Origin of the sequence: Microcoleus sp. Pol17C6 (genome assembly GCF_036701145.1) — a bacterium.
Taxonomy (GTDB): Bacteria; Cyanobacteriota; Cyanobacteriia; order Cyanobacteriales; family Microcoleaceae; genus Microcoleus.
This window is the reverse complement of record NZ_JAUBQH010000089.1, coordinates 1-20332: the sequence shown is the minus strand read 5'-3', so window position 1 is coordinate 20332 and position 20332 is coordinate 1. Positions and strand designations below refer to the sequence as shown.

General features: G+C 47.5%; 16 protein-coding genes. 9 read left to right on the top strand and 7 right to left on the bottom strand.

Going from position 1 to position 20332, the window contains the following annotated elements; genetic code table 11:
- Positions 1-825: 825 nt before the first annotated feature.
- Positions 826-2892, top strand: coding sequence for an elongation factor G (locus QUA25_RS27025; RefSeq protein WP_333042617.1), 2067 nt, complete (start codon positions 826-828; stop codon positions 2890-2892).
- 58 nt (positions 2893-2950) lie between these two features.
- Here QUA25_RS27025 and QUA25_RS27020 read toward each other — a convergent pair whose 3' ends face one another.
- Positions 2951-3667, bottom strand: a complete 717-nt coding sequence (locus QUA25_RS27020; protein ID WP_333042616.1) for a Uma2 family endonuclease — start codon at positions 3665-3667, stop codon at positions 2951-2953.
- 142 nt (positions 3668-3809) lie between these two features.
- Between QUA25_RS27020 and QUA25_RS27015 the strand changes: the two genes are divergently transcribed.
- Positions 3810-4007, top strand: a complete 198-nt coding sequence (locus QUA25_RS27015; RefSeq protein ID WP_333042614.1) for a hypothetical protein — start codon at positions 3810-3812, stop codon at positions 4005-4007.
- Here QUA25_RS27015 and QUA25_RS27010 read toward each other — a convergent pair.
- A complete protein-coding gene (locus QUA25_RS27010) occupies positions 4004-5098 on the bottom strand; it encodes a Get3/ArsA fold putative tail anchor-mediating ATPase NosAFP (RefSeq protein ID WP_333042612.1) in 1095 nt (364 codons plus the stop codon). The genes QUA25_RS27015 and QUA25_RS27010 overlap by 4 nt on opposite strands.
- 284 nt (positions 5099-5382) lie before the next feature.
- Positions 5383-5583, bottom strand: coding sequence for a cytochrome b6f subunit PetP (gene petP / locus QUA25_RS27005; RefSeq protein WP_172186826.1), 201 nt, complete (start codon positions 5581-5583; stop codon positions 5383-5385).
- Between the two features lie 99 nt (positions 5584-5682).
- Between petP and QUA25_RS27000 the strand changes: the two genes are divergently transcribed.
- From QUA25_RS27000 to QUA25_RS26990, 3 genes are all read left to right on the top strand, one after another.
- Positions 5683-6009, top strand: coding sequence for a hypothetical protein (locus QUA25_RS27000; RefSeq protein ID WP_333042610.1), 327 nt, complete (start codon positions 5683-5685; stop codon positions 6007-6009).
- A gap of 243 nt (positions 6010-6252) precedes the next feature.
- Positions 6253-7359, top strand: coding sequence for a FecR domain-containing protein (locus QUA25_RS26995; RefSeq protein ID WP_333042607.1), 1107 nt, complete (start codon positions 6253-6255; stop codon positions 7357-7359).
- A gap of 346 nt (positions 7360-7705) precedes the next feature.
- The gene (locus tag QUA25_RS26990; RefSeq protein WP_333042605.1) at positions 7706-9412 is read left to right on the top strand and encodes an adenylate/guanylate cyclase domain-containing protein; all 1707 of its coding nucleotides are present in this window, start codon (positions 7706-7708) and stop codon (positions 9410-9412) included.
- A gap of 183 nt (positions 9413-9595) precedes the next feature.
- On the opposite strand, the gene glsA is transcribed toward QUA25_RS26990, so the two are convergent.
- On the bottom strand, positions 9596-10522 hold the full coding sequence (gene glsA / locus QUA25_RS26985; protein WP_333042602.1) for a glutaminase A: 927 nt from the start codon (positions 10520-10522) through the stop codon (positions 9596-9598).
- 529 nt (positions 10523-11051) lie between these two features.
- Here glsA and QUA25_RS26980 point away from each other — a divergent pair.
- Positions 11052-11393 carry a hypothetical protein gene (locus QUA25_RS26980; protein ID WP_333042600.1) on the top strand — a complete coding sequence of 114 codons (342 nt, stop codon included), beginning with the start codon at positions 11052-11054 and terminating at the stop codon, positions 11391-11393.
- Here the strand turns inward: QUA25_RS26980 and QUA25_RS26975 are convergent.
- Positions 11390-12493, bottom strand: coding sequence for a YdcF family protein (locus QUA25_RS26975; protein ID WP_333042599.1), 1104 nt, complete (start codon positions 12491-12493; stop codon positions 11390-11392). The genes QUA25_RS26980 and QUA25_RS26975 overlap by 4 nt on opposite strands.
- A 247-nt stretch (positions 12494-12740) precedes the next feature.
- Positions 12741-14228 carry a polyphosphate:AMP phosphotransferase gene (pap, locus tag QUA25_RS26970; protein WP_333042596.1) on the bottom strand — a complete coding sequence of 496 codons (1488 nt, stop codon included), beginning with the start codon at positions 14226-14228 and terminating at the stop codon, positions 12741-12743.
- Between the two features lie 704 nt (positions 14229-14932).
- Between pap and QUA25_RS26965 the strand changes: the two genes are divergently transcribed.
- Complete coding sequence (locus QUA25_RS26965; RefSeq protein WP_333042595.1) at positions 14933-15892, top strand: GNAT family N-acetyltransferase; 960 nt, start codon at positions 14933-14935, stop codon at positions 15890-15892.
- 126 nt (positions 15893-16018) lie between these two features.
- Here QUA25_RS26965 and QUA25_RS26960 read toward each other — a convergent pair whose 3' ends face one another.
- On the bottom strand, positions 16019-19009 hold the full coding sequence (locus QUA25_RS26960) for a Calx-beta domain-containing protein (RefSeq protein WP_333042593.1): 2991 nt from the start codon (positions 19007-19009) through the stop codon (positions 16019-16021).
- A gap of 490 nt (positions 19010-19499) precedes the next feature.
- On the opposite strand from QUA25_RS26960, the gene QUA25_RS26955 reads away from it, so the two are divergent.
- On the top strand, positions 19500-19889 hold the full coding sequence (locus QUA25_RS26955; RefSeq protein WP_333042592.1) for a hypothetical protein: 390 nt from the start codon (positions 19500-19502) through the stop codon (positions 19887-19889).
- Between the two features lie 15 nt (positions 19890-19904).
- Positions 19905-20177 carry a hypothetical protein gene (locus tag QUA25_RS26950; protein WP_333042590.1) on the top strand — a complete coding sequence of 91 codons (273 nt, stop codon included), beginning with the start codon at positions 19905-19907 and terminating at the stop codon, positions 20175-20177.
- Positions 20178-20332 lie beyond the last annotated feature (155 nt).

The following is a 20332-nucleotide window of genomic DNA, read 5'->3' as shown; positions in this document are numbered from 1 at the left end:
GTGATGCTATATCTGCCCATTCTTGTAACTTTTTTATGCCTTCTCTTATTCCTCAATCACAGACCTGAATCCTTACGATCGCACTAACCGCCGTTTCGCCACCGGAGAATGACTAAAACCGATCTACCAATTACCAACTAAAGCAATTAGCTGGGGCCGCCGCGCTCAAAATGTTGTCAAACAAAACATTGTTTTTGCACTCAGTTGGATTGTGCTGTTATTAACGGCTAATTTTTTCGGAAATATCACCATGCCTTTAGGCGTCATAGGTCACAAAAGCTCTACAGTAATAGTAACCTTAAGCGGTTTGCGACTGCTGAGAAATTAGACACTAAAAACCGTTAAAATCGAGGCATATCAAGAGTGAAATGCGTTCTCAGGCAGAGCCTATTGGTGACAATTTAACGTTAAACTAACAGTCTCTGTTGTTTATATCGAAGCCTAGATAGCCCCTAACCCCCCTTAACAAGGGGGGGACAAGATTCTTCTCAAAGTGGGTCTTCTTAAGGGGGATTTAGGGGGAGCGAGACTCAACTACAAGCGATATTTATTATGAGTTTCAGTCTTAAGCTGTTACCAATGGGCACAGCCTGGGAACGAGAATCCGATTTGCCTTCACCTGCGGTTAAAAATTAAAAATATTAAGAAAAACTACAATTTGTGTTGGCGTCACTCAAAATACGCTAGCGTCAAAAGTATGGAATCATACCAAAATCTCAAGTTGCTCGAAAATGCAATAAAAATTAACCTAGAAAAAGTCTAGAAAATGGTATAGAAGTGATTGCACCAAGAGCAATGGAAAACAAGTTTTCTGTTGGAGGCAATATGAACGAAAAAGTCCTTGGGGCCACGCGGAACGTTGCAATTGTTGGCCCTTATTTAAGCGGTAAAACCGCACTGCTCGAAAGTTTGCTGTCGGTGACAGGGACAATTACCCGCAAAGGAAATGTCAAAGAGGGCAACACAATAGGTGATAGTTCCCCGGAAGCGCGCGATCGCCAAATGAGCGTAGAAGTAAACGCCGCCACCGCTGAATATCAAGGCGTCCGCTTCACATTTCTCGACTGTCCGGGCTCGGTAGAATTTGCCCAAGAAACTTACAATGCGCTGATTGGTGTGGATGCGGCGATAATTGTTTGCGAACCCGTTGCCGATCGCACTTTAACCCTCGCACCCCTATTTAAATTTCTCGATGATTGGGAAATTCCCCACCTAGTTTTTATCAACAAGATCGATCGTGCTTACACAGACGAAACTACTTGCGGCACCAACTTCACCGAGGTGATCGACGCGCTCAAATCCGTTTCCAGTAGACCGGTCGTACCTCACCAATATCCGATCGGCAAAAACGAACAAATCATCGGTTTTATCGACTTAGTAACCGAACAAGCTTACCACTACCATCCGGGCGCCGCCGCAGATCCCGTCCCGCTTCCAGAACACCTCAAAGCAGAAGAAAGCGCAGCGCGGCAGCAAATGCTCGAAGAATTGGCGAATTTTGACGACCATTTACTCGAAGAATTGCTCGAAGAAATCAATCCCGACGCCGAAGAAATTACCCGGGATTTAAAGATGGAATTAGGCGCAGATTTAATTGTGCCAGTATTCATCGGCATCGCCGAACAAGATTTCGGCGTGCGGCCTCTGCTGGAAGCTTTGCTGAGAGAAGCGCCGACACCGGAAACTACAGCCGATCGTCGCGGTATTATACAAAGTGAAAACAAAGTTCTGGCTCAAATCCTCAAAACATATTACACGCAGCAGGGAGGCAAACTATCGTTAGTGAGAATGTGGCGGGGGACGCTGGCAGACGGAGCAATTTTGAACGGCGTTCGAGTTAACGGTTTGTACCGCTTGACAGGCCAGCAAACACAAAGTTTGCAGTCTGTCAGCGCCGGGGAAATTGTGGCTTTGGGAAGGCTAGAAGGCGTGAAAACAGGCGATACGCTGGCGCTAGACCGATCGGAAGAATTGCCAAAAGCCGAAATCATCCCGCCTGTCTACGCACTGGCGATCGTCCCAGAAAAGCGCAACGATGAAGTTAAGCTGAGCTCCGCTTTAGCTAAATTGCTAGAAGAAGACCCATCTTTAGTCTGGGAACAGCACGGCGACACTCACGAAATTATACTTTGGGGTCAAGGCGAAATCCACCTGAAAGTAGCCTTAGACAGGTTGCGCCGCAAATATAATTTGCCGATGGCGACTCACTTACCCCAAGTGCCATACAAAGAAACCATCCGCAAACCAGCATCTTCCATCCACGGGCGCTACAAACACCAAAGCGGCGGACACGGACAGTTTGGCGACGTGTACCTCGATATTGCACCGCAGCCTCGCGGAGAAGGTTTCAGCTTTAGCGACAAAATAGTCGGCGGCGTCGTCCCAAAACAGTACATTCCCGGCGTGGAAGTGGGAGTGCGCGAGTATTTGGATCGCGGCCCGCTAGGTTTCCCCGTGGTAGACGTAGCGGTGACGCTGACGAACGGTTCCTACCATACCGTTGACAGTTCCGAACAAGCTTTCAAGCAAGCGGCGCGTTTGGCGATGCAGGAGGGAATGGCGAAGTGCGAACCGGCATTGCTGGAGCCGATCGCCAAAGTTGAAATTTGCGCTCCGAACGAGTGTACATCAAAGGTGTTGCAGTTGGTCAGCGGACACCGCGGCCAAATTCTCGGCTACGAAGGTAAACAAGACTGGAAGGGATGGGATGCAGTTTCTGCTTATTTGCCGATCGCAGAAATGCAGAATTTGATCGTAGAATTGCGATCGCAGACAATGGGAGTCGGATTTTTTAATTGGGAGTTTGATCGATTGCAAGAAGTGCCGGAACCTTTAGCTAAGCGGGTTTTGCTAACGACTGGCGGCAATGGAAACGGTAACGGTAAAAGTTAGTTAGCTGTCTTCAAAAACCCGGTTTCTCCAAGAAACCGGGTTTTTGCACGAGTTGCAATTACAATTCATTGAGGTCGATTCCCATTTCTCGGAGTCTTAATTCTAAAGCTTGCGATCGCGATCGTTCTTGTTCCAGCAAAGTTTCTGCCTCAGTGGCACGTTCCTCTGCTTGCTGTGCCCGTGCTTCCGCCTGCTGCCGCAGTTGAGCGAGTTCCACAAAACTCACAAACGGTTCTCCCGACGACCCGAACATTTCGAGTCCGGTTTCAGACAATCCAAAGCGCACGCCCAATCTCGGACTTACCCAACCGTCTATTTGTTCGATCGCCTCTAACTCTTCCTCAACCCGCTGCCATCCTGTCAATTCTAATGTTTGCGGCTCGTACAAATAGTATTCTTCCACACCGTAACGTTCGTAAAATTTGAACTTTTGAATCATTGCACCGGGCCGATTTCCAGGCGACCAAATTTCAAACACAACTTGTGGCCCAATATTATCTTCATTCCACTGTTGATAGGAACCACGATAACCTTTTGGTCTACCAAAAACTACCATCACATCAGGTGCTTGGCAAAGTTTATTATTTCCTTCAACGGGATACCAAAGCAAGTCGCCTGCCACAAAAACATTCGGGTCATTCGCAAATAATAGTTCGGAATTCTCCTTAATCCAAACGATTAATCTAAATTGCTCAGTATTGTCTGACATTGGTTCGCCGTTGTCATCGGGGTAGATAATATTTGATTTGTCGGGAGATTGCAGTTGTGTAACCATTGCTGTTTCCCCAAATTGGCTGCTAATAATATTGTATTGTAAATGATATCAATTCCGTCCTTCGTAGGCGCGGGGTTCACCAGAAATATTGGCAATCATTCAAAGGATAAATAAACCCGCCCCCGCCCCACGGCCAATCTGAATGTACATTTCGATTGTTCGTGGTGTGGGGGCGGGTTTTCGAGATGTTTTTTTTCCGGCGATTATGGCTTGTGAAACGAGCCACTACGATCGCACAAATTATACGATCGCAAATCAACGAGACATGATATTAGAGAACTCGATAATTCATCCGTGTATCCGTGTTAAAATCCCTGTCGTGCCTTCTTCCTTACCCTAAAAAGAAATAATCAAGTAACCATTCAGGAACTTAGCACCAGTAACAGACTTTCCAGTCAGCGCCGGAGGCAGCAAAATATTGCGCCGCTGATCGCCCGCTTCGATCGTCACTTCCGGCCCCGATTGAATCAATTTAATTTCTTTCTTGTCAAACCCAGGCAAAAACAAACTAACTTGACGCTGTGCAATGTTGATGTTAATGGGTTGAGGAGCTTTTGCGGCCTCAGAAAAATCTGGCAAAGCATCAATTACCGGCTGCCAATTATTGTCACTGTGTGCCGGAACCGAAACAGCCGTCAAAGGATCAAAATCGGCAGTAATAGCTTCTGTAACCGATGCTTGATTAACAATGACACCGCCCACAGTCAAACCAACTTGTTGAGAACTTCCCCAAAGATAGCGGGCAGTTGCGATCGCACTTGCATCTCCAGTCGTCACCAAAAAAGCCGCCGTGCGGTTCGGATCTGCCAGCGCTTCCTTACCCTTATCCAAAAGATTATCGACTTGCTTAGTAGATTGAAAAGCATTGTCTCCCGACAAATCCACAGTCAACACGGTACTGACAACCGGTTGAATAAAAGGTGAAAGCGCTTTCCCCAAATCCGAATCTACCAAAGCTTGGCGGAACCTGCGGATGTACCAACTCAGAATTTCCGGCATTCCCAGCATCCGCAGCGTATCCATGCCGCCATTGCCGTCATAAACAATTACATCGTATTGTTTGCTGTCTTCGTATTCCCGAAGTTCGTTCAACGCCAGCGCGCTGTCCATTCCCGGCAATACTCCTAATTCTTGACCGTAAATCTGCTTGAAAAAGGGAGTACGGACATATTGAGCTTCTAGTTGTTTAACTTCGTCCCACCTGCGTTCTAGCAGCGGCGCGCTTTGCACCTGAACTGCTTTGAGGTTGGGGGCAATTTCCTGGGGGTTGAGAGTCAGAGGAACCCCTAGCAGAATACCCAATGCAGGGCCCGGATCTTGGCCGAGCAGCAGAACTCGCTTGCCTTGAGCCGCGTATTTTTTAGCTGTTGCGATCGCGATCGTACTGCGGCCAGTGCCGCCTTTGCCCAAAAATGTCAAAATCAAAGCCATTTTCTGTTCTCACTGCCAAAGCTTACTCTTTAACATTTAAGCGCAACCTTCAGCCAGAGTGGGGGAGGGCGGAGAGTGGAGGAAGAGGAGAGTCGGCGAGTGGGAGAGTGGGAGAGGGGAAGAATTGGGAAAATTTTTCCTCTTCCTTCTTCCATCGGACTGACATCCGTTACATCCGTTACATCCGTTACATCCGTTACGTCCGTTACATCCGTTACATCCGTTACATCCGTTACATCCGTTACAGAATCCGTTGCCGAACTTCCTTCTTCCTTCTACATCTGTTAAACGGGTTCTAGCTCATCTTCAAAGAACCAAGTCGCAAAACCGTCAAACTTGACAACCACGCCTACTCCGCTACCGTCAACCATTCTGAATCCGTCAACAGTGCCTACTGGATTCTCCTTTATCTTGCCCACTATATTTGCAGGTATCCGATCTCTGAGACGGCGCACCTTAACTCTCTGACCTACTTCTATTGCCACTGAAATTGTTCTCCTGCTCTATATAACCTATATACAACCGTTTATTTTACAGTTTGGCGTCTACTTCGGAACAGCAACACCAGCAGGCGATCGCTCACTATGATTTTCCATCGAAATTTCCACCAACTTTCCCTAAAAAACGGTATTCTAGTCGGAGTTTGTCGATCGTCTACCCTGAGTCGCTTGGGTTTGCTTGATAATATTCCACAGCGGCAAGCTCCACTGGCAGAGGCTGTTCACCACTTAGATAATTATTTTTTATCGCTTCGTAAAAAGCATCTTTTTATTAATTGCCACAGCTACAGGATTTCTCCCCAATTAGTCATCCTTCAGGCAGAAGCCAAAAGGCATCCACAAGCAGTAATTAATTTTATGTTTGCTATATATAAATCTGTGCTCTCTCACGTTGACATCGGCGAAAGTTGATGCAGCAGAACACTTTGAGTCAGCTTGGCACAAAAATCAGAACGTCAGATTTTAGGAAACTGCCATGTTGTAACAGTTTACTAAAATCTGACAATAAAAAGAAGGTTTAATGCTAAGCTTCCATGCTGAGAAAGTTAATTTTTGCTGCTTTTTTACGCCATAAAAAATGGAACGATTTCCGGATGTATGCCGTCTGATAGAGGAAATGAAGTTGAGGAACTTCAATATGACAAAATTGAAATTATGAATAAAATTTTTACTTGTGGGCGCTCGACCAAAGTTCCGCTCCTAAGTTTGTCCTTGGCTGTGCTGGCGAGTCTGTCGCCCTTTGGTGGGACGATCGCCAGTCCGCTTTCTCCATCCCCCACACAGCCGTCCAACACTACTAAAATTGTCTCAGTCGATCGACCGCCGCCACTGCCAACAGCCTCAAAATCTCCAACAAATCCGGCAACAGTGGCGGCTAATTCATCCCCAGCAGAGACGATAAACGCCCAGGGAACAGCGGCCGGAAGATCGCTCGAAATAGAAGAAATTCGGGGTACAGTCAGCTTTAAAGGGCGGCCGGCGGTTGTGGGCGATCGGCTACTCGCCCCCGGAGACGAAATCATCACCGGCCCCAATTCCACAGCCCGTTTAGGCATCGACAATAACGTTGGCACCGTGGAAGTTGGCGAAAAAACCGCAGTCAGAATATCCAATTTGTCAAGCAGTGCAGGTGGCGAAAAAGACACAGCCATTTTTGTCAGCAGGGGGCGAGTCAGGTTGTCGATCGGCAAAACTGCTGCGACAACTCCCGCAGCCAACACCTCAACAATTATCCCGCCGAACCAAATAGTCGCCCTCAATACCTTCAGCGGACTTGGCAAATCCAGTCAAATTGCCCAACAAAAAAAGTCTGCCAAAACCGCCCCAGTCAGAGTTGAAACCCCAGAAGGCGTTGCTGGAGTTCGCGGCACCTCCTTTGGCGTCAGCGTCGGTGGCGGCAAAACCGCAGTCGAAACAATTGAAGGTGCAGTCGTAGTATCAGACAGTGCCGACTCAGAAGTAGTTGTCAACAGCGGTAACGCCACGACTATTTTCCCTCAAACCTCGCCCGTGACGCCCTCAGCGAGCCCTCGCCTAGCTCAACTCAAAGTCCGCAGGTTGTTGAGACTCAGCGCCAATATCTATAGCCTCAGTGGTCAAATTAACCCGATCGACACAGTTTATGTCCACAACGAAGAGATTAAGATCGATCGAAATGGCAACTTCAAAATCCAAGGAATTTTACCTCCAAGTCGCCGCCTCAAAATCGTAGTGCGAGGCCCGTCAGTCACAGAAAGGCATTACAGCTTCGCAGTTCGCTAAACAACCTATCGTCGCGAGTAATGTACGCGGGCAGTCTCTGAGGACGTGAGTTAGATCCTATAGTCCTATCAGGGTTGATTATTTTGTGTAGGTGCGAAGGATTTTGCGGTGAATCTCGGTAGTCAAAATCAATAAATTTTGCCCCCACCCTTCGCCCTTACGGTATTGTAAAACTTCATGACTCTCACTCCTATCGAAGTTCGGACTCGAATGTCAATGATTGCGTCAAATTAATTGCATGAAGTTCAAAGAATGGATTGATCATATCAAACAGAATAAACGGCTCGGGCTCCGGCAACATATAACCACAAATCCTCCCTGGGTCACAGGGGTAGTAGTAGGTATAATGTCTGTAGCCATGCTACAATTTGGAATGTGGAAACCTCTTGAATATTTGGGATACAAAACGCTATTTCAAATTCGAGAATCGGGAATTTTGCCCAATCCCGGATGGGATGAGAGAATTGTGGTAATTGCGATCGAACGGCATTCCTTGCAGGAATACGGTCAATTTCCTTGGCCTCGTAACCGCTATGCCCAACTGCTAGAAGCACTGAAAAAATCTCCCCCCACAGCCGTTGGTTTTGACATTCTTTTCCTCGATCCAAGTCCGAAAGATGATATTTTAGCCGTTGCAATCGCCGCCAACGGCAAAGTTGTACTCCCTAGAACCCTTAAAGAAGAACCAGTAGCATCTTTAAAAGCAGCCGCCGCAGGTGTCGGCCACATCAGCCAAGAAGCCGATAGCGACGGTATTAGCCGGGAGTCAAAAATCTTTCTCAACGGGATTCCTAATTTCGGTTTAGCAATGACTCACAGGTACAATGCTGCTAATCCCCAAGATCCAGTATTGCTCCCACAGTCCAAAAATAAGCAGGAAAAAAAAGTCTGGGTTAACTGGCCTGGGAAAACTGAAAATCTACCTACCTATGCTTTTGTTGATGTCGTAGAAGGTAGAATTCCCGCAGATGCTCTGAGTAATAAGTTAGTTTTAGTGGGGATAGTTGCTACTGGTTTAGACCCGATATCTTCACCTCTCAACAAGACTACGGCGGGAGTTTATTTATATGCAGCATTGGTTGACAATTTGCTCAATCAACGCTTGCTGCAGCGGCTGCCGGTACTCCTAGAAATTTTGTTATTGTTGGGGATTGGCCCCCTTACCGCCTTGGTTTTGGGCAACCGAGGTGTTAAAGAGAGAATGGCGATCGCTCTCGGTTTGCCTATAATTTGGATTGGGGCTGCCGCTTTGTTATTTGGCTTCTTTTTTTGGTGGGTTCCGATTGCCGCACCTATCGGCACCCTCATTTTATCTAGCACTGCTTTGCAACTGCGGGAACAGTACGAAAAGCAGCAGTTGATGAGGTTATTTGAAAAGCACGTCGCTCCGGAGACAGCTCAGCTTATTTGGGAACGCAAAGCTGAGATATTTGAACAGGGAGAACTCGAACCTCAAGAACTTACAGCAACGGTGCTGTTTATGGATATTCGTAGTTTTACTTCGATTTCAGAAAAAATGCGACCGCGAGATTTACTCACCTGGTTGAACAATTATTTGGAAGCGATGACTAACTGTATTATGGATCACGGCGGCGTTGTAGATAAATACATCGGTGATGCAATTATGGCAGTTTTTGGGGTGCCTTTTTGCCATACTGAATATCGAGAAATTCAACAAGATGCTTTGAATGCAGTTGCGGCTTGTATTGCGATGCACGAACGGCTGCACCAACTTAATCAGCAGCTTAGAAGTGAACGCAAACCTTTAATTAAGTTTGGCATCGGTTTGCATACCGGACAGTTAGTTGCGGGCAGTGTGGGCGGTTCCCGGCGTTTGAATTATTCTGTGATCGGGGATGCTGTCAACGTTGCTGCTAGATTGGAGGCGATGAATAAGGAAATTGTTTCTGACAGTCCTTTTAATTTGTTGGTGACGGCGAGGACTTTTGCTTACGTGCGCGATCGCTACGAAGGCCAAAAAGTAGGAGCGATTCAATTGCGCGGCAAAAAAGAAAAGACTGTGGTTTATGCTATTTTAGGGGAAAAGCATTAGTTATTGGGCATGGGGCATGGGGCATGGGGCATGGGGCATGGGGCATTGGTTCAGGGCTTACGTATCAAAACCAAAGAAACCGGGTTTTTGGCAGTTTATGCCAGCATTCAAGAAATATTCTCGCAAAAAACCCCGGTGGTTGAGCGAAGTCGAAACCCTGAGCAACCGTGCGTAATTCCTAATCTAATCAAATACGCTTAGTCGCAAAGTTTTAGCTATTTTTTCTAACAGAAATAAGCTACCGATAGAATTTCCGTCTTTATCCAAGGGCGGACTGTAAAAGCCGATCGCACCTTGACCCGGAATTACCGACAGCATTGCCCCGCTAACTCCCGACTTAGCCGGCAGCCCCACCCGCAGGGCAAAGCGGGCGGATGCTTCATACAAACCGCAAGTTGCCATCAGCGCTGTGACAGTACGGCAGTTTTCCCCCATTGCTCGATCGCCACTATTTACCAAAACCATCCCCAGCTTAGCTAAATCCTCCACAGTTCCCGACAAACAGCAGACGCAATTGTAGGTTTCTAAAGCAATTTCCGCATTTTGAAGATAACCCGATTCTACCATTTTTAAGGCGAGATTCCAATTGTTTTGATTGGGATTTGTCTTCACTGAATCGAGCATTAACTCGTCAACAAATAACTGACTGTTTGCCTGTTTATTCAGCCAATCGAGCAAGTTTTGACAGCGTGCCACAGCATTTTGACCGGGAATCAAAGACGCTAGGGCGATCGCCCCGCTATTAATCATCGGATTTCTCGGCTTCCCTTGGTCTATTTCGAGTTGAGTTAGGGAATTGAAAGGTAGTTCCGAAGGCTCACAGCCAACGCAGTCAAAAACCGTTTTTTCGCCCAATTCGCACAGCAAATAAAGCAGCACAAAGGGCTTGACTACACTCATCAGCGGGAATGTTTGAGCAATGCTACCCCAGCTCATAATTTGACCATCAATTGCCCGAATTTGCACGGCAAGCCTTTGTCGATCGGCTTGCGCTAGGAGAGGTATGTACGCAGGGATTCGACCAGATTTACTGCGATTAATTGCCTCTTTTGCCCAAGCTGCCAGTTGTTCCGGTTGCAAGGAAGATAGTTGACTGGTGGATATTTTCACTGTCGATTATTTAGATTATTTGAGATTTTAGATAGGCATTCCTAGGGCGATGTTGAGCCATAAACTCGGTTTATTAACCGAATTGCGTCACTTGGGCTCTCTGCTGGCAGAAACCGGGTTTCTTAGGTGAGATAAGGCAAGCTCATAATTTGATGAAATTTTTGTGTGGTGTCCCGCCTGCCCGAAAAATACAACGCAAGATGCCCGACAGCTTATTTAAGGCTGTTGACCTTTGGGCCCGCCGGGAGCAAATAAATTTATTGACAATTTTTCATAAAAAAACCTGTATTTTGCATAAAAACCTCCCCTTCACCCAGATAGGTAATTAGCAGCTTCAAGGCAACGCTGCTAGCCAAAACAAACAAGCACTAGCTGGAAATGCCTTCAGATGCTTATGTTTAAGCCCCAGTAAGAGGCGGGGTACATATTTAACTTAATTCTTTCAGAGTTCGCCAAATCCTGTCCGGAAAACCCCCGAACCTTTAAGAATGTACTATCCAACCGAATCTACCAAAATCAGGATAAAAAAATGACAGAAGCGAAAGCAGAAGCACCAAAGCCCGCTCCCATGATTTTTAAGGGTGTGTGCAACGACGGGGTTCTCAAGGGCAAAGAAATTGAAGGCAAACTAGATATCAAAGTCAACGTTGAATCTGTCAAAACCCCTGAAGCAAAGCCCACAAAATCCCAGTGGGAGCCAGTTATCTTTTGGGTATTGTTTGCAGTCATGGCAAACTTGATTGTCGGCGACCCCGCCGGAATGAGAAAAAAATACAGCTCCCCACAAAGGTCTCATTCTCATCAGATTTTAAACCAATCTGGGGAGCAGTCGCTGTTGGCTAAGAAAAACACCAGCAACTTGCCACTTTAGGCCCTGGGAGCCTGCCAGCCGCGCAAATAGTAATAAAAAGACCCGAAATATTCATCGAATACTCGCGTCGTAGTTACCAAAGCTTCTGCACTAGGCAAAAAATCTCCCGCGTCTAAGCGGAGTCTACTGGATCTCCCTCCTGAGATGGGTTGAAAAGTGTAGAAGTCGGTAGCCCTAGGAATCACCTGGATTCCCATATTCGCAAAAGCGAGGCTGGCACGGCGCATCTGAATCGCAGATGTTACCAGGATGACTTTGCGCGGGGCGCCACGGCTGTCGAGTATCTTTCTCACCTCTTCAGCGCTGGTGCGTATGTTGCTGCCGTTATTGTCGAGAACGATACTGCTGCGAGGCACGCCCATGTTGTTTGCCAGCAAAGTCTCGATATCCTTAGCTTCGCCAACATAACCCTCCAACTCGTCTCTCGGGCCAGCGGTAACGATGACCATCGGTGCGAGTTGTTTTCTGTACAAAACGGCAGCATAGGGCAGGCGATTGCCTGTATCTGTCAGTTGAATCGCTACTCGGTTGGGGATATGAGGCTGAGTGGTTCCCTTGCCCAGCAGGACGATCGCCGCTGCGGTTTCGTCGCAGCAAACTGTGCGGACGGCTGCGGCGGCGTCCCGTTCTGCTTGCTCGGCGAACCAGTAAGCGACAACTGGCATACTCGAAAGGATCAAAACTAGCAGGGCTGCCAAGATCATTCTCGGGGCCGGGTTGCGGATGCCCCCGTTCGTGATCAGCGCCGATGCAATCACCAACAGCGTGATTGAAAAACCCAGCGGCTTAAAGAAGAAGGCTATGAGCCCGAAAATCGCTGCTCCGACCGGGGTGTCTGGTGCAAAAAAAGCTAGGATCAAAAGGCTGATCAGCAGCAAAACGCGCAGCCGATCTAATAAAGGATTGTCTTTGCCCCCTGATTGATCCCACCACGATTTGATCAGTGAGAACAGGAGGAATAGAAATAGAATGCGAGCTAACAGTTCTGGCATCTTGCAATATTCTGTGTCTTCATAAATTAGTACAGAAGTTTTGGAAACGATCGCGAATTTAGCTGCGGGAGGAAATACGGGAATCGGTGGGTTTTTAACTTTCGCCAATAACGCAGCCCGATCGCATTTATCCTAATGCTCGCTTCCGGTCAGCTATCAACTATTGGCTGCAGGGTGAAGCCCGCTACTTCCAGTCACAGATTGCTGACAGTTAATTGGTAATTGATAACTGGTAATGGTTGATTGATAATTGGTAATGAATCGAACACGCTGCAGGTGAAATTGGCAATTCAACTCTGCTTTCTGCTGCCTGCTTTTTGTCCCCATTACCTGTTACCCATTCACCAATCCCAATTTATCGGCGCTTCAGTTGATTCCGAATTGCCTGCGTTACCGTTTGAATTACTTTAACACGAGCATAATACTTGTTATCGGCCGCAATTAGCGTCCAAGGAGCAAGCGGCGTGCTGGTGCGGTGAATCATTTGATTGACCGCCACTTCATAATAATTCCACTTTTCCCGATTTCGCCAATCTTCCTCGGTGAGTTTGTATTGTTTAAAGGGATTGTTTTGCCGCTCTGTAAACCGCTTTAGTTGCTCGTCAGGACTGATGTGCAGCCAGAATTTAACTAAGACACAACCGAAACTGGTGAGTTGCTCCTCAAATTCGTTGATTTCCTGATAAGCTCGGCGCCATTCGGGTTCGGTGGCAAATCCTTCGACTCGCTCGACCAGCACTCTACCATACCAACTGCGATCGCAAATGCTGATTTTACCAGCCGTTGGCAGCCGTCGCCAGAACCGCCAGAGGTAGTGATGCGCTTTTTCTTCGTCTGTCGGGGCCCCAAAGGCATTAACGGTGTAACTGCGGGGGTCTAATACGTCCGTCAAGCGTTTGATTGCTCCTCCTTTACCGGCGGCGTCCCAACCTTCAAATATCACTAATACGGGGATTTCCTCTTCGTAAATGCTTTGTTGCAGTTTGCCAAAACGGGTTTGTTGTTCGCGAAGTTGCTGTTTGTATTCGTCGGGCGACAGCGATTGAGTTAAATCTACTTGGGCGAGCACGTCAGGTTCGGTGGGTTGCAACCTTTCTTGAGGCGGCAATTTTACGGGTGCAGATTGCATCGGCAGTCTGTCTAAGGCTTCTGTAATTGTGGCTGCCATTTGCGTTAAAACTTTGACTCTGGCCCACCGCTGACAATCGCCTTCTACTAGCGTCCAAGGTGCCGGGCCCGTGCCGGTTTGGGCTACCATTTCTTCTGCCAAAGTTGTATATTCTTCGTATTTTTTGGCTTGTTTCCAATCTTCGGGCCGCACTCGCCAAGCTTGTAAGGTGTCGTCTTCTAGTTTTTTGAGCCGATGCTTGAGCTCTTTTTTGCTGAGGTGAATCCAAAATTTGGCAATTGCTGCGCCGTCATCTACCATCTGCCGCTCGAAGGCGTTGATTTGCCTGATGGCTGTCGGTACTTCTGCCTCGGAGATTCGATCAAACAATCGGTCTTCTAAAATGTGAGTGTACCAACTGTGGTAGAAAAAACCTATTTTGCCGCGGGCGGGGAGTTTCTGCCAAAACCGCCATAGGAAAGGATAGCCCATTTCTGCATCTGACGGCGGCCAAATTGGGTGGACGGCAAACCCCCGCGGGTCCATATACCCCACCATTTGTTTGACTAAAGCGCCTTTGCCGGCGGCGGCCCAACCTTCGAGGACGATAATTGCGGGCAATTTTTTTTCCCTGCAGGCCAGTTGGAGCGATCGCAACTGTTGCATTAAAACTTCTATCTTGGCATCGTAGGTTTCTTTATCTAGGGAAATGTTTAAATCCAGGTTGTCAAGCATATTTACCTTCTACCAATCCGCAATCTAGTTTAATGTTAGTTTAAGGTTGGGATAAATCCACCTAAAATCCGGTAAAAAAGTGATAAAAACTACTGTTACGGTCGGTTAAAACTGCGATGCTTCTGCCCTCAAAAACCTGCTTCCGTCCATACTAACAAAACTCGCCTCACCTCAAACTTGCAAAAAAAAACAGCTCAGGTTATAGTTCAAATAGGGAACTTTTAAATAAGTTCAACTTCTCCCCTCCCCCGATCGGGCGAGTTAACAGGAGGAGCAAGAAATCCCTGAAAAAGGATTTATTGTAAAACAGAGCAAAAGTAAAAATCAACTACCCACTGGGGGTGACAACTTCTTTACTTAGCTGTTGAAACTTTATTCAAACAACAGTTACTTAAGCACCAAGCTTAGTAACGAAAGAGAGCGCGACTCATCGACATCCAGCCATAAACTCACCTACAAAATTAGCCCCAAAGGGCAAAACAATTTTTATGATTGCCTAATTAGATAAAACCTGAAAGCCTGGGTGATATAAACAGGTTTCTGAGTTTTATCGACACCACAATAAATCTGCATTACCTCCGCGTTTATCCGCGTTCATCTGCGGTTAATCATCAAAAACTCGGATTTTTGCAATAAATTCACTGTACTTGTTTGCCAATACCACTTAAGAGGAACAGTCCGAAATTACGGATTGCAAGTTTTCTATGAATATCTTAACAACACGCTCCTACAAGGGCGAAACTGACTGGTGCGCGATCGCCAATTTGATCGATGCTTGCGAAGCTGTGGATAGACTCGGTGAAGAAGTCTCAGCAACTGAACTTAAGCTAATACTTGATGCCCCCAAACTCGACAAAGCCCGCGACGTGCAATTGTGGGAAGATGGTAATTACAAACTAATCGGTTTAGCACTCCTAGATATGCCCGATTCGCCAGAGGAAATCGACGCTTGTCTCTGGTTTTACGTGCATCCAAACGTGCGCGGCGCAGGTTTGGAAAAAGATATCATTAAATGGGGCGAAAAACGGCTGGGCGAAGTCGCGAAAGAACGGAATTTGCCTGCAAAATTGCGTACATACAGCCGTGAGGACCAAACCGATGAGATGCGGTTGCTAGAAAAACAGGGCTTTGAGGTCGATCGCTATTTTTGGACAATGGCCCGATCCCTCGCCGAACCGATTCCCGCGCCGGAATTTCCCGCAGATTTTGCACTGACTCACGTATCGGGAGAACAAGACATCCAACCCTGGGTAGAGATGTTCAACCAGTCATTTATCGATCACTGGAATCACCACGATTTAACTGCGGAAACCGTGCGTTATTGGATGCAAGATCCGAATTATCAGCCGGAATTAGACTTGATTGCTGTTTCGGGCGATCGTAAATTTGCTGCTTTCTGCGACTGTCAAATCAAACCCCAAAAAAACGCCCGCAGCGGCACAAAAGACGGCTGGATTGAATTGTTGGGTACGCGACGCGATTTTCGGAAAATGGGTTTAGGAAAAGCGATGCTATTAGCTGGTTTGCATAAGTTGAAAGCAGCGGGTGCAAACACAGCTAAACTCAGCGTCGATGCTGACAGTTTGACGGGGGCGACAAAGCTTTACAAATCAGTGGGTTTCCGCCCGATGGAAACTTGGATCGAGTGGGCTAAGACTGTGTAGAAAAAGGTTGGTACTGAAGGCGAGAATCCCGACTGCTTAAAGAAGCCGGGGTTCTCAAGTGCGATTTTGGGTCAAGTGCGACCGCCCTTTTTTATCGATTCGGGCGATCGCACTTTTCATTTTTTCCTAAATCAACCGGAAATTAGCCGATGTGATCGCATTGGCACTCACTCCAATCATCACACCTAACTCCTCTCCTGTCAAGACATTTTTGATGAGAGTTCCCTGAGTATTTTGAGTGATTGCTAACTGACCAAAACTCAAACCTCCGCTTAATCCAATCAAATCTTGACCGATGGTAAAGTCAGCGATTATGTCAAATCCTTGACCAGCTTTTAAGGCAAAGATATCGTTGCCACTACCGCCAATCAAACTATCATTGCCCAAGTCTCCGTAAAGGATATCAGAGCCTTGTCCTCCCAGGATAGTATCATTATCTTCCCCTCCATAAAGAGTATCATTTCCTTCACATCCTCCCAGGATATCGGCTCCTTCGTTACCGCTAATTAAGTCATTACCTTCACCGCCGCAGATGGTATCCGAACCTAACTGTCCAAACAGGGAGTCATCACCTTGACTACCAAGCATTATGTCGTTACCTTTGCCTCCATATAAAACGTCATTATCCTTACCACCATCGATGAAATCATCATCTTTATCACCAAGAATGATGTCATTACCTTCGCGGCCATGTAACAAGTCATTGCCTTTGCCTCCGAAGATTAAATCGTTGCCCAATTCACCAAGAACGATGTCGTTTCCTTCATCTCCATAGAGGATGTCGTCACCTTTGCCTCCGGTTATGAAGTCGTTGCCTTGGTTGCCATTAAAGATGTCGTTGCTGGCACCACCATATAAGTTGTCATTCCCGGATTTGGCATCGAATATATTGCCGTTGTTACTGCCTAGAAATTCATCGTTTTGGGCAGTGCCTATTTGAATTCCCGATACACCAAGTATGGTGTTTTCAACTGAGTTAGGTTGGTTTAAGTTGGGATAGGCAAGGTCATCGCAGATGCAGTCATCGTTAGGGATGTTGTTGGTTGTTGGTGTTGGCGTCGGTGTTTCAGCAGGGGTTGGTGCAGGGGTTGGTGCAGGGGTTGGTGCAGAGATTGGTGCGGGTGTTGGTGTTGGTGTTTCCCCAAAGATTGGCGCGGGTGTTGGTGTTGGCGTTGGTGTTTCCCCAAAGATTGGCGCGGGTGTTGGTGTTTCCCCAAAGATTGGCGCGGGTGTTGGTGTTTCCCCAAAGATTGGCGCGGGTGTTGGTGTTGGTGTTTCCCCAAAGATTGGCGCGGGTGTTGGTGTTGGTGTTTCCCCAAAGATTGGCGCGGGTGCTGGTGTTGGTGTTTCCCCAAAGATTGGCGCGGGTGTTGGTATCGGTATCGGTGCGGGTCTGGGCGTGGGTGTGGGTATCGGTGTCGGTGCGGGTGTGGGTATCGGTGTCGGTGCGGTGTCGTTGTCAGTATTAGTAACTGCGACATCATCGGCATTAACACCGCTGTAATTAGTATCGGTACTGGTAGCAGCAGCAGTGACAATGTTGTAAGCAACATTCCCATCTACTACTAATTCATCTATTCCGGTGACAGTGACGGTTTGGGGAGTATTCCAGTTAGCCGACGTGAAGGTTAAACTCGGTTTATCTACAGTACCTTCAGCCGTATTATCCGAAGTCGTCCCAATCGTCACATCTGCTGTAGGCTGGCTATTGAGAACTACCGTAAAAGTAGCAGTTCCCCCCGCTTCTGTAGTTGTTAAACCGCTGTTAGGAGTGACGGTGATGCCTTTGCTGTCGTTGTCAGTATTAGTAACTGCGACATCATCCGCATTAAGACCGCTGTAATTAGTATCGGTACTGGTAGCAGCAGTGACAATGTTGTAAGCAACATTCCCATCTTCTACTAAGTCATCTATTCCTGTAACTGTGACGGTTAGGGGAGTATTCCAGTTAGCATTCGTGAAAGTTAAACTCGGTTTATCTACAGTACCTTCAGCCGTATTATCCGAAGTCGTCCCAATCGTCACATCTGCTGTAGGCTGGCTATTGAGAACTACCGTAAAAGTAGCAGTTCCCCCCGCTTCTGTAGTTGTTAAACCGCTGTTAGGAGTGACGGTGATGCCTTTGCTGTCGTTGTCAGTATTAGTAACTGCGACATCATCCGCATTAAGACCGCTGTAATTAGTATCGGTACTGGTAGCAGCAGTGACAATGTTGTAAGCAATATTCCCATCTTCTACTAAGTCATCTATTCCTGTAACTGTGACGGTTAGGGGAGTATTCCAGTTAGCATTCGTGAAAGTTAAACTCGGTTTATCTACAGTACCTTCAGCCGTATTATCAGAGGTCATCCCGATGCTGACATCTGCTGTAGGCTGGCTATTGAGAACTACCGTAAAAGTAGCCGTTCCCCCCGCTTCTGTGGTTGTTAATCCGGCAGTCGGATTGATAGAAATTCCCGCAATATCATCGTCTTGAATCGTGGTGGTTATTGGAGAACCAATAATGTTAGCAGTCCCAGGGGCAGTGGCGTTGCTCAGAGTCAGTGCTAGGGTTTCGTTAGGTTCGGTAATTCGATCGCCGACAACGGCCACCGCGATTGTTGCTATGGTAGCATTGGCAGCAAAAGTAACCGTACTGCCAGTGGCGGTTACTCCAGTTCCGGTAACAATGGCGTTATTGTAATCGACGCCAGTGGTTGCTGTTCCCCCAAAGCTAAAATCAATGCTGCTACTTTGGTTCGTTTCTCCTGTGCGAGTAACGGTGAAACTTATTACTTGAGTACCGCTATTTCCCTCAGTCACAGTGGCGGTACTGCCGACGACGCTGTAAGTAATATCGTTATCGGTAATCTGTGGATTCACAGGCCCGATCGCCAATGTTGTTGGATAATTGGGATCGGTACTGTTGGTAATAGCGTGGGTTATTGCACCGGTATGGTTGTTTTCCGGTAGGGTGTCATCAACAGCACGAACGGTGAAAGTTTGAGGAGTTTGGCCATTAACATTTGTGAAGGTTAGAATTTGCGTGGCAGCAAAATTCGTTCCATCTAGGCTAACTTCTGCTTGAGTATCCGCCGTCACGGTAACGTCAACATTGCTGGTGGGGAGGGTGTTCAATTGTAGGGTATAAGTATCTGTAATTCCCCCTTCTGTTACTTCGGTACTGCCAGCAGATTGAGTGACGGTAACGCCTGGAGAGTCGTTGTCTGTATTGGTGACAGTGACATCTGCAGGGTCGAGATTTTTATAGTTCGTGTCGGCGGTGGTGGTGTCGGGGGCGGTGATAATTTGGTAGGCAATATCACCGTCAATTACCGCATCGTCTACACCGGTGATGGTGGCGGTTTGGTAAGCATTCCAATTGGTGGAATTAAATGTGAGGTTAGCGGGTAAAACCGTGCCTTCTGCTGTGTTGTTGCTGGTTAAGCCAAGGATGACATCGGCGGTGGGTTGGCTGGTTAAGCGGATATCAAACGTAGCTTGGCCTGCGAATTCGCTGGTATTTCCGCTAATCGGGAGGATTTGAAAGCCAGCGGTGTCGTTGTCGGTGATGGTGAAACTACCTGTGGTGGTGGTTCCTAATTGAAGGCCTGCCGATGGATTGCTAATGGTGAGGTTGGCAGTTTCCTCAATTTCGGCGATTTGGTCGTCGTTAATGGTGAAGGTGACTTGTCCGCTGCTTTCCCCATCAGCGATGATAATTTTGGTAGGGATTGTGCCGGTGAAATCAGCAGCCGTGGCAACTCCAGTTAAGGCGAGGTCAACGGTTTGGTCGCCGGCTACAGGTAGGGCGGCGGTGGCGGTGACGGTGATGCTGCTGGTTGTTCCGCCTTCGCTGCCGGTGGTGGGGCTAACTGAGAGGTTGACGGTTGGCGCGGGGATGGTGATGGTAAAGCTGGATGCTGCGGAAGTGTCTACGCCGCCGTTGAGGGTGCCGCCATTATCTTGGAGTTGTACTTGTACGGTGGCGGTGCCGGGGGTGCCGTTGGGGGTATAGGTGAGGGTGCCGTCGTTGGCTATGTTTGGCAGAGTGGTGAATAAGGTGTTGCCGGAGGTGATGTTAACGAGAAAGTCGTTAACGGCTTGGCCCGCTTCATCGGCGGGGCCAAATTTGAAGGTATTAGCCCAGTTGGCAACGGTTTGGGCGGTATTTGTCGAGGTTGTGAGGGTTTGGTTGCCGACGTTGCTGAAGCTGGGGGCATCGTTGACGGAGTTAACGGTAATGGTGAAATTTTGTAATGTGGAAGTATCAACACCGCTGTTAGCAGTGCCACCACTATCTTGAACAACAAGATCAAAAGTGGATGTACCATTGGCGTCAGGGGCGGGTGTGTAGGTGAGGTTGCCGCTGGCATCTACTGCAGGTCATTACTCACAAGTTAAGCTAAAAGCACTATTGTCAATGAGTCAAATTACTCATCTTTTACCTGTTGACCCAAT

What these genes read in the sequence shown, in the direction of transcription:
- QUA25_RS27025 (WP_333042617.1), top strand. Translation starts at nt 826, where the DNA reads ATGAACGAAAAAGTCCTTGGGGCCACGCGGAACGTTGCAATTGTTGGC.
- QUA25_RS27020 (WP_333042616.1), bottom strand. Translation starts at nt 3,667, where the DNA reads ATGGTTACACAACTGCAATCTCCCGACAAATCAAATATTATCTACCCC.
- QUA25_RS27015 (WP_333042614.1), top strand. Translation starts at nt 3,810, where the DNA reads ATGTACATTTCGATTGTTCGTGGTGTGGGGGCGGGTTTTCGAGATGTT.
- QUA25_RS27010 (WP_333042612.1), bottom strand. Translation starts at nt 5,098, where the DNA reads ATGGCTTTGATTTTGACATTTTTGGGCAAAGGCGGCACTGGCCGCAGT.
- QUA25_RS27000 (WP_333042610.1), top strand. Translation starts at nt 5,683, where the DNA reads ATGATTTTCCATCGAAATTTCCACCAACTTTCCCTAAAAAACGGTATT.
- QUA25_RS26995 (WP_333042607.1), top strand. Translation starts at nt 6,253, where the DNA reads ATGAATAAAATTTTTACTTGTGGGCGCTCGACCAAAGTTCCGCTCCTA.
- QUA25_RS26990 (WP_333042605.1), top strand. Translation starts at nt 7,706, where the DNA reads ATGTCTGTAGCCATGCTACAATTTGGAATGTGGAAACCTCTTGAATAT.
- QUA25_RS26980 (WP_333042600.1), top strand. Translation starts at nt 11,052, where the DNA reads ATGACAGAAGCGAAAGCAGAAGCACCAAAGCCCGCTCCCATGATTTTT.
- pap (WP_333042596.1), bottom strand. Translation starts at nt 14,228, where the DNA reads ATGCTTGACAACCTGGATTTAAACATTTCCCTAGATAAAGAAACCTAC.
- QUA25_RS26965 (WP_333042595.1), top strand. Translation starts at nt 14,933, where the DNA reads ATGAATATCTTAACAACACGCTCCTACAAGGGCGAAACTGACTGGTGC.
- QUA25_RS26955 (WP_333042592.1), top strand. Translation starts at nt 19,500, where the DNA reads ATGGTGAGGTTGGCAGTTTCCTCAATTTCGGCGATTTGGTCGTCGTTA.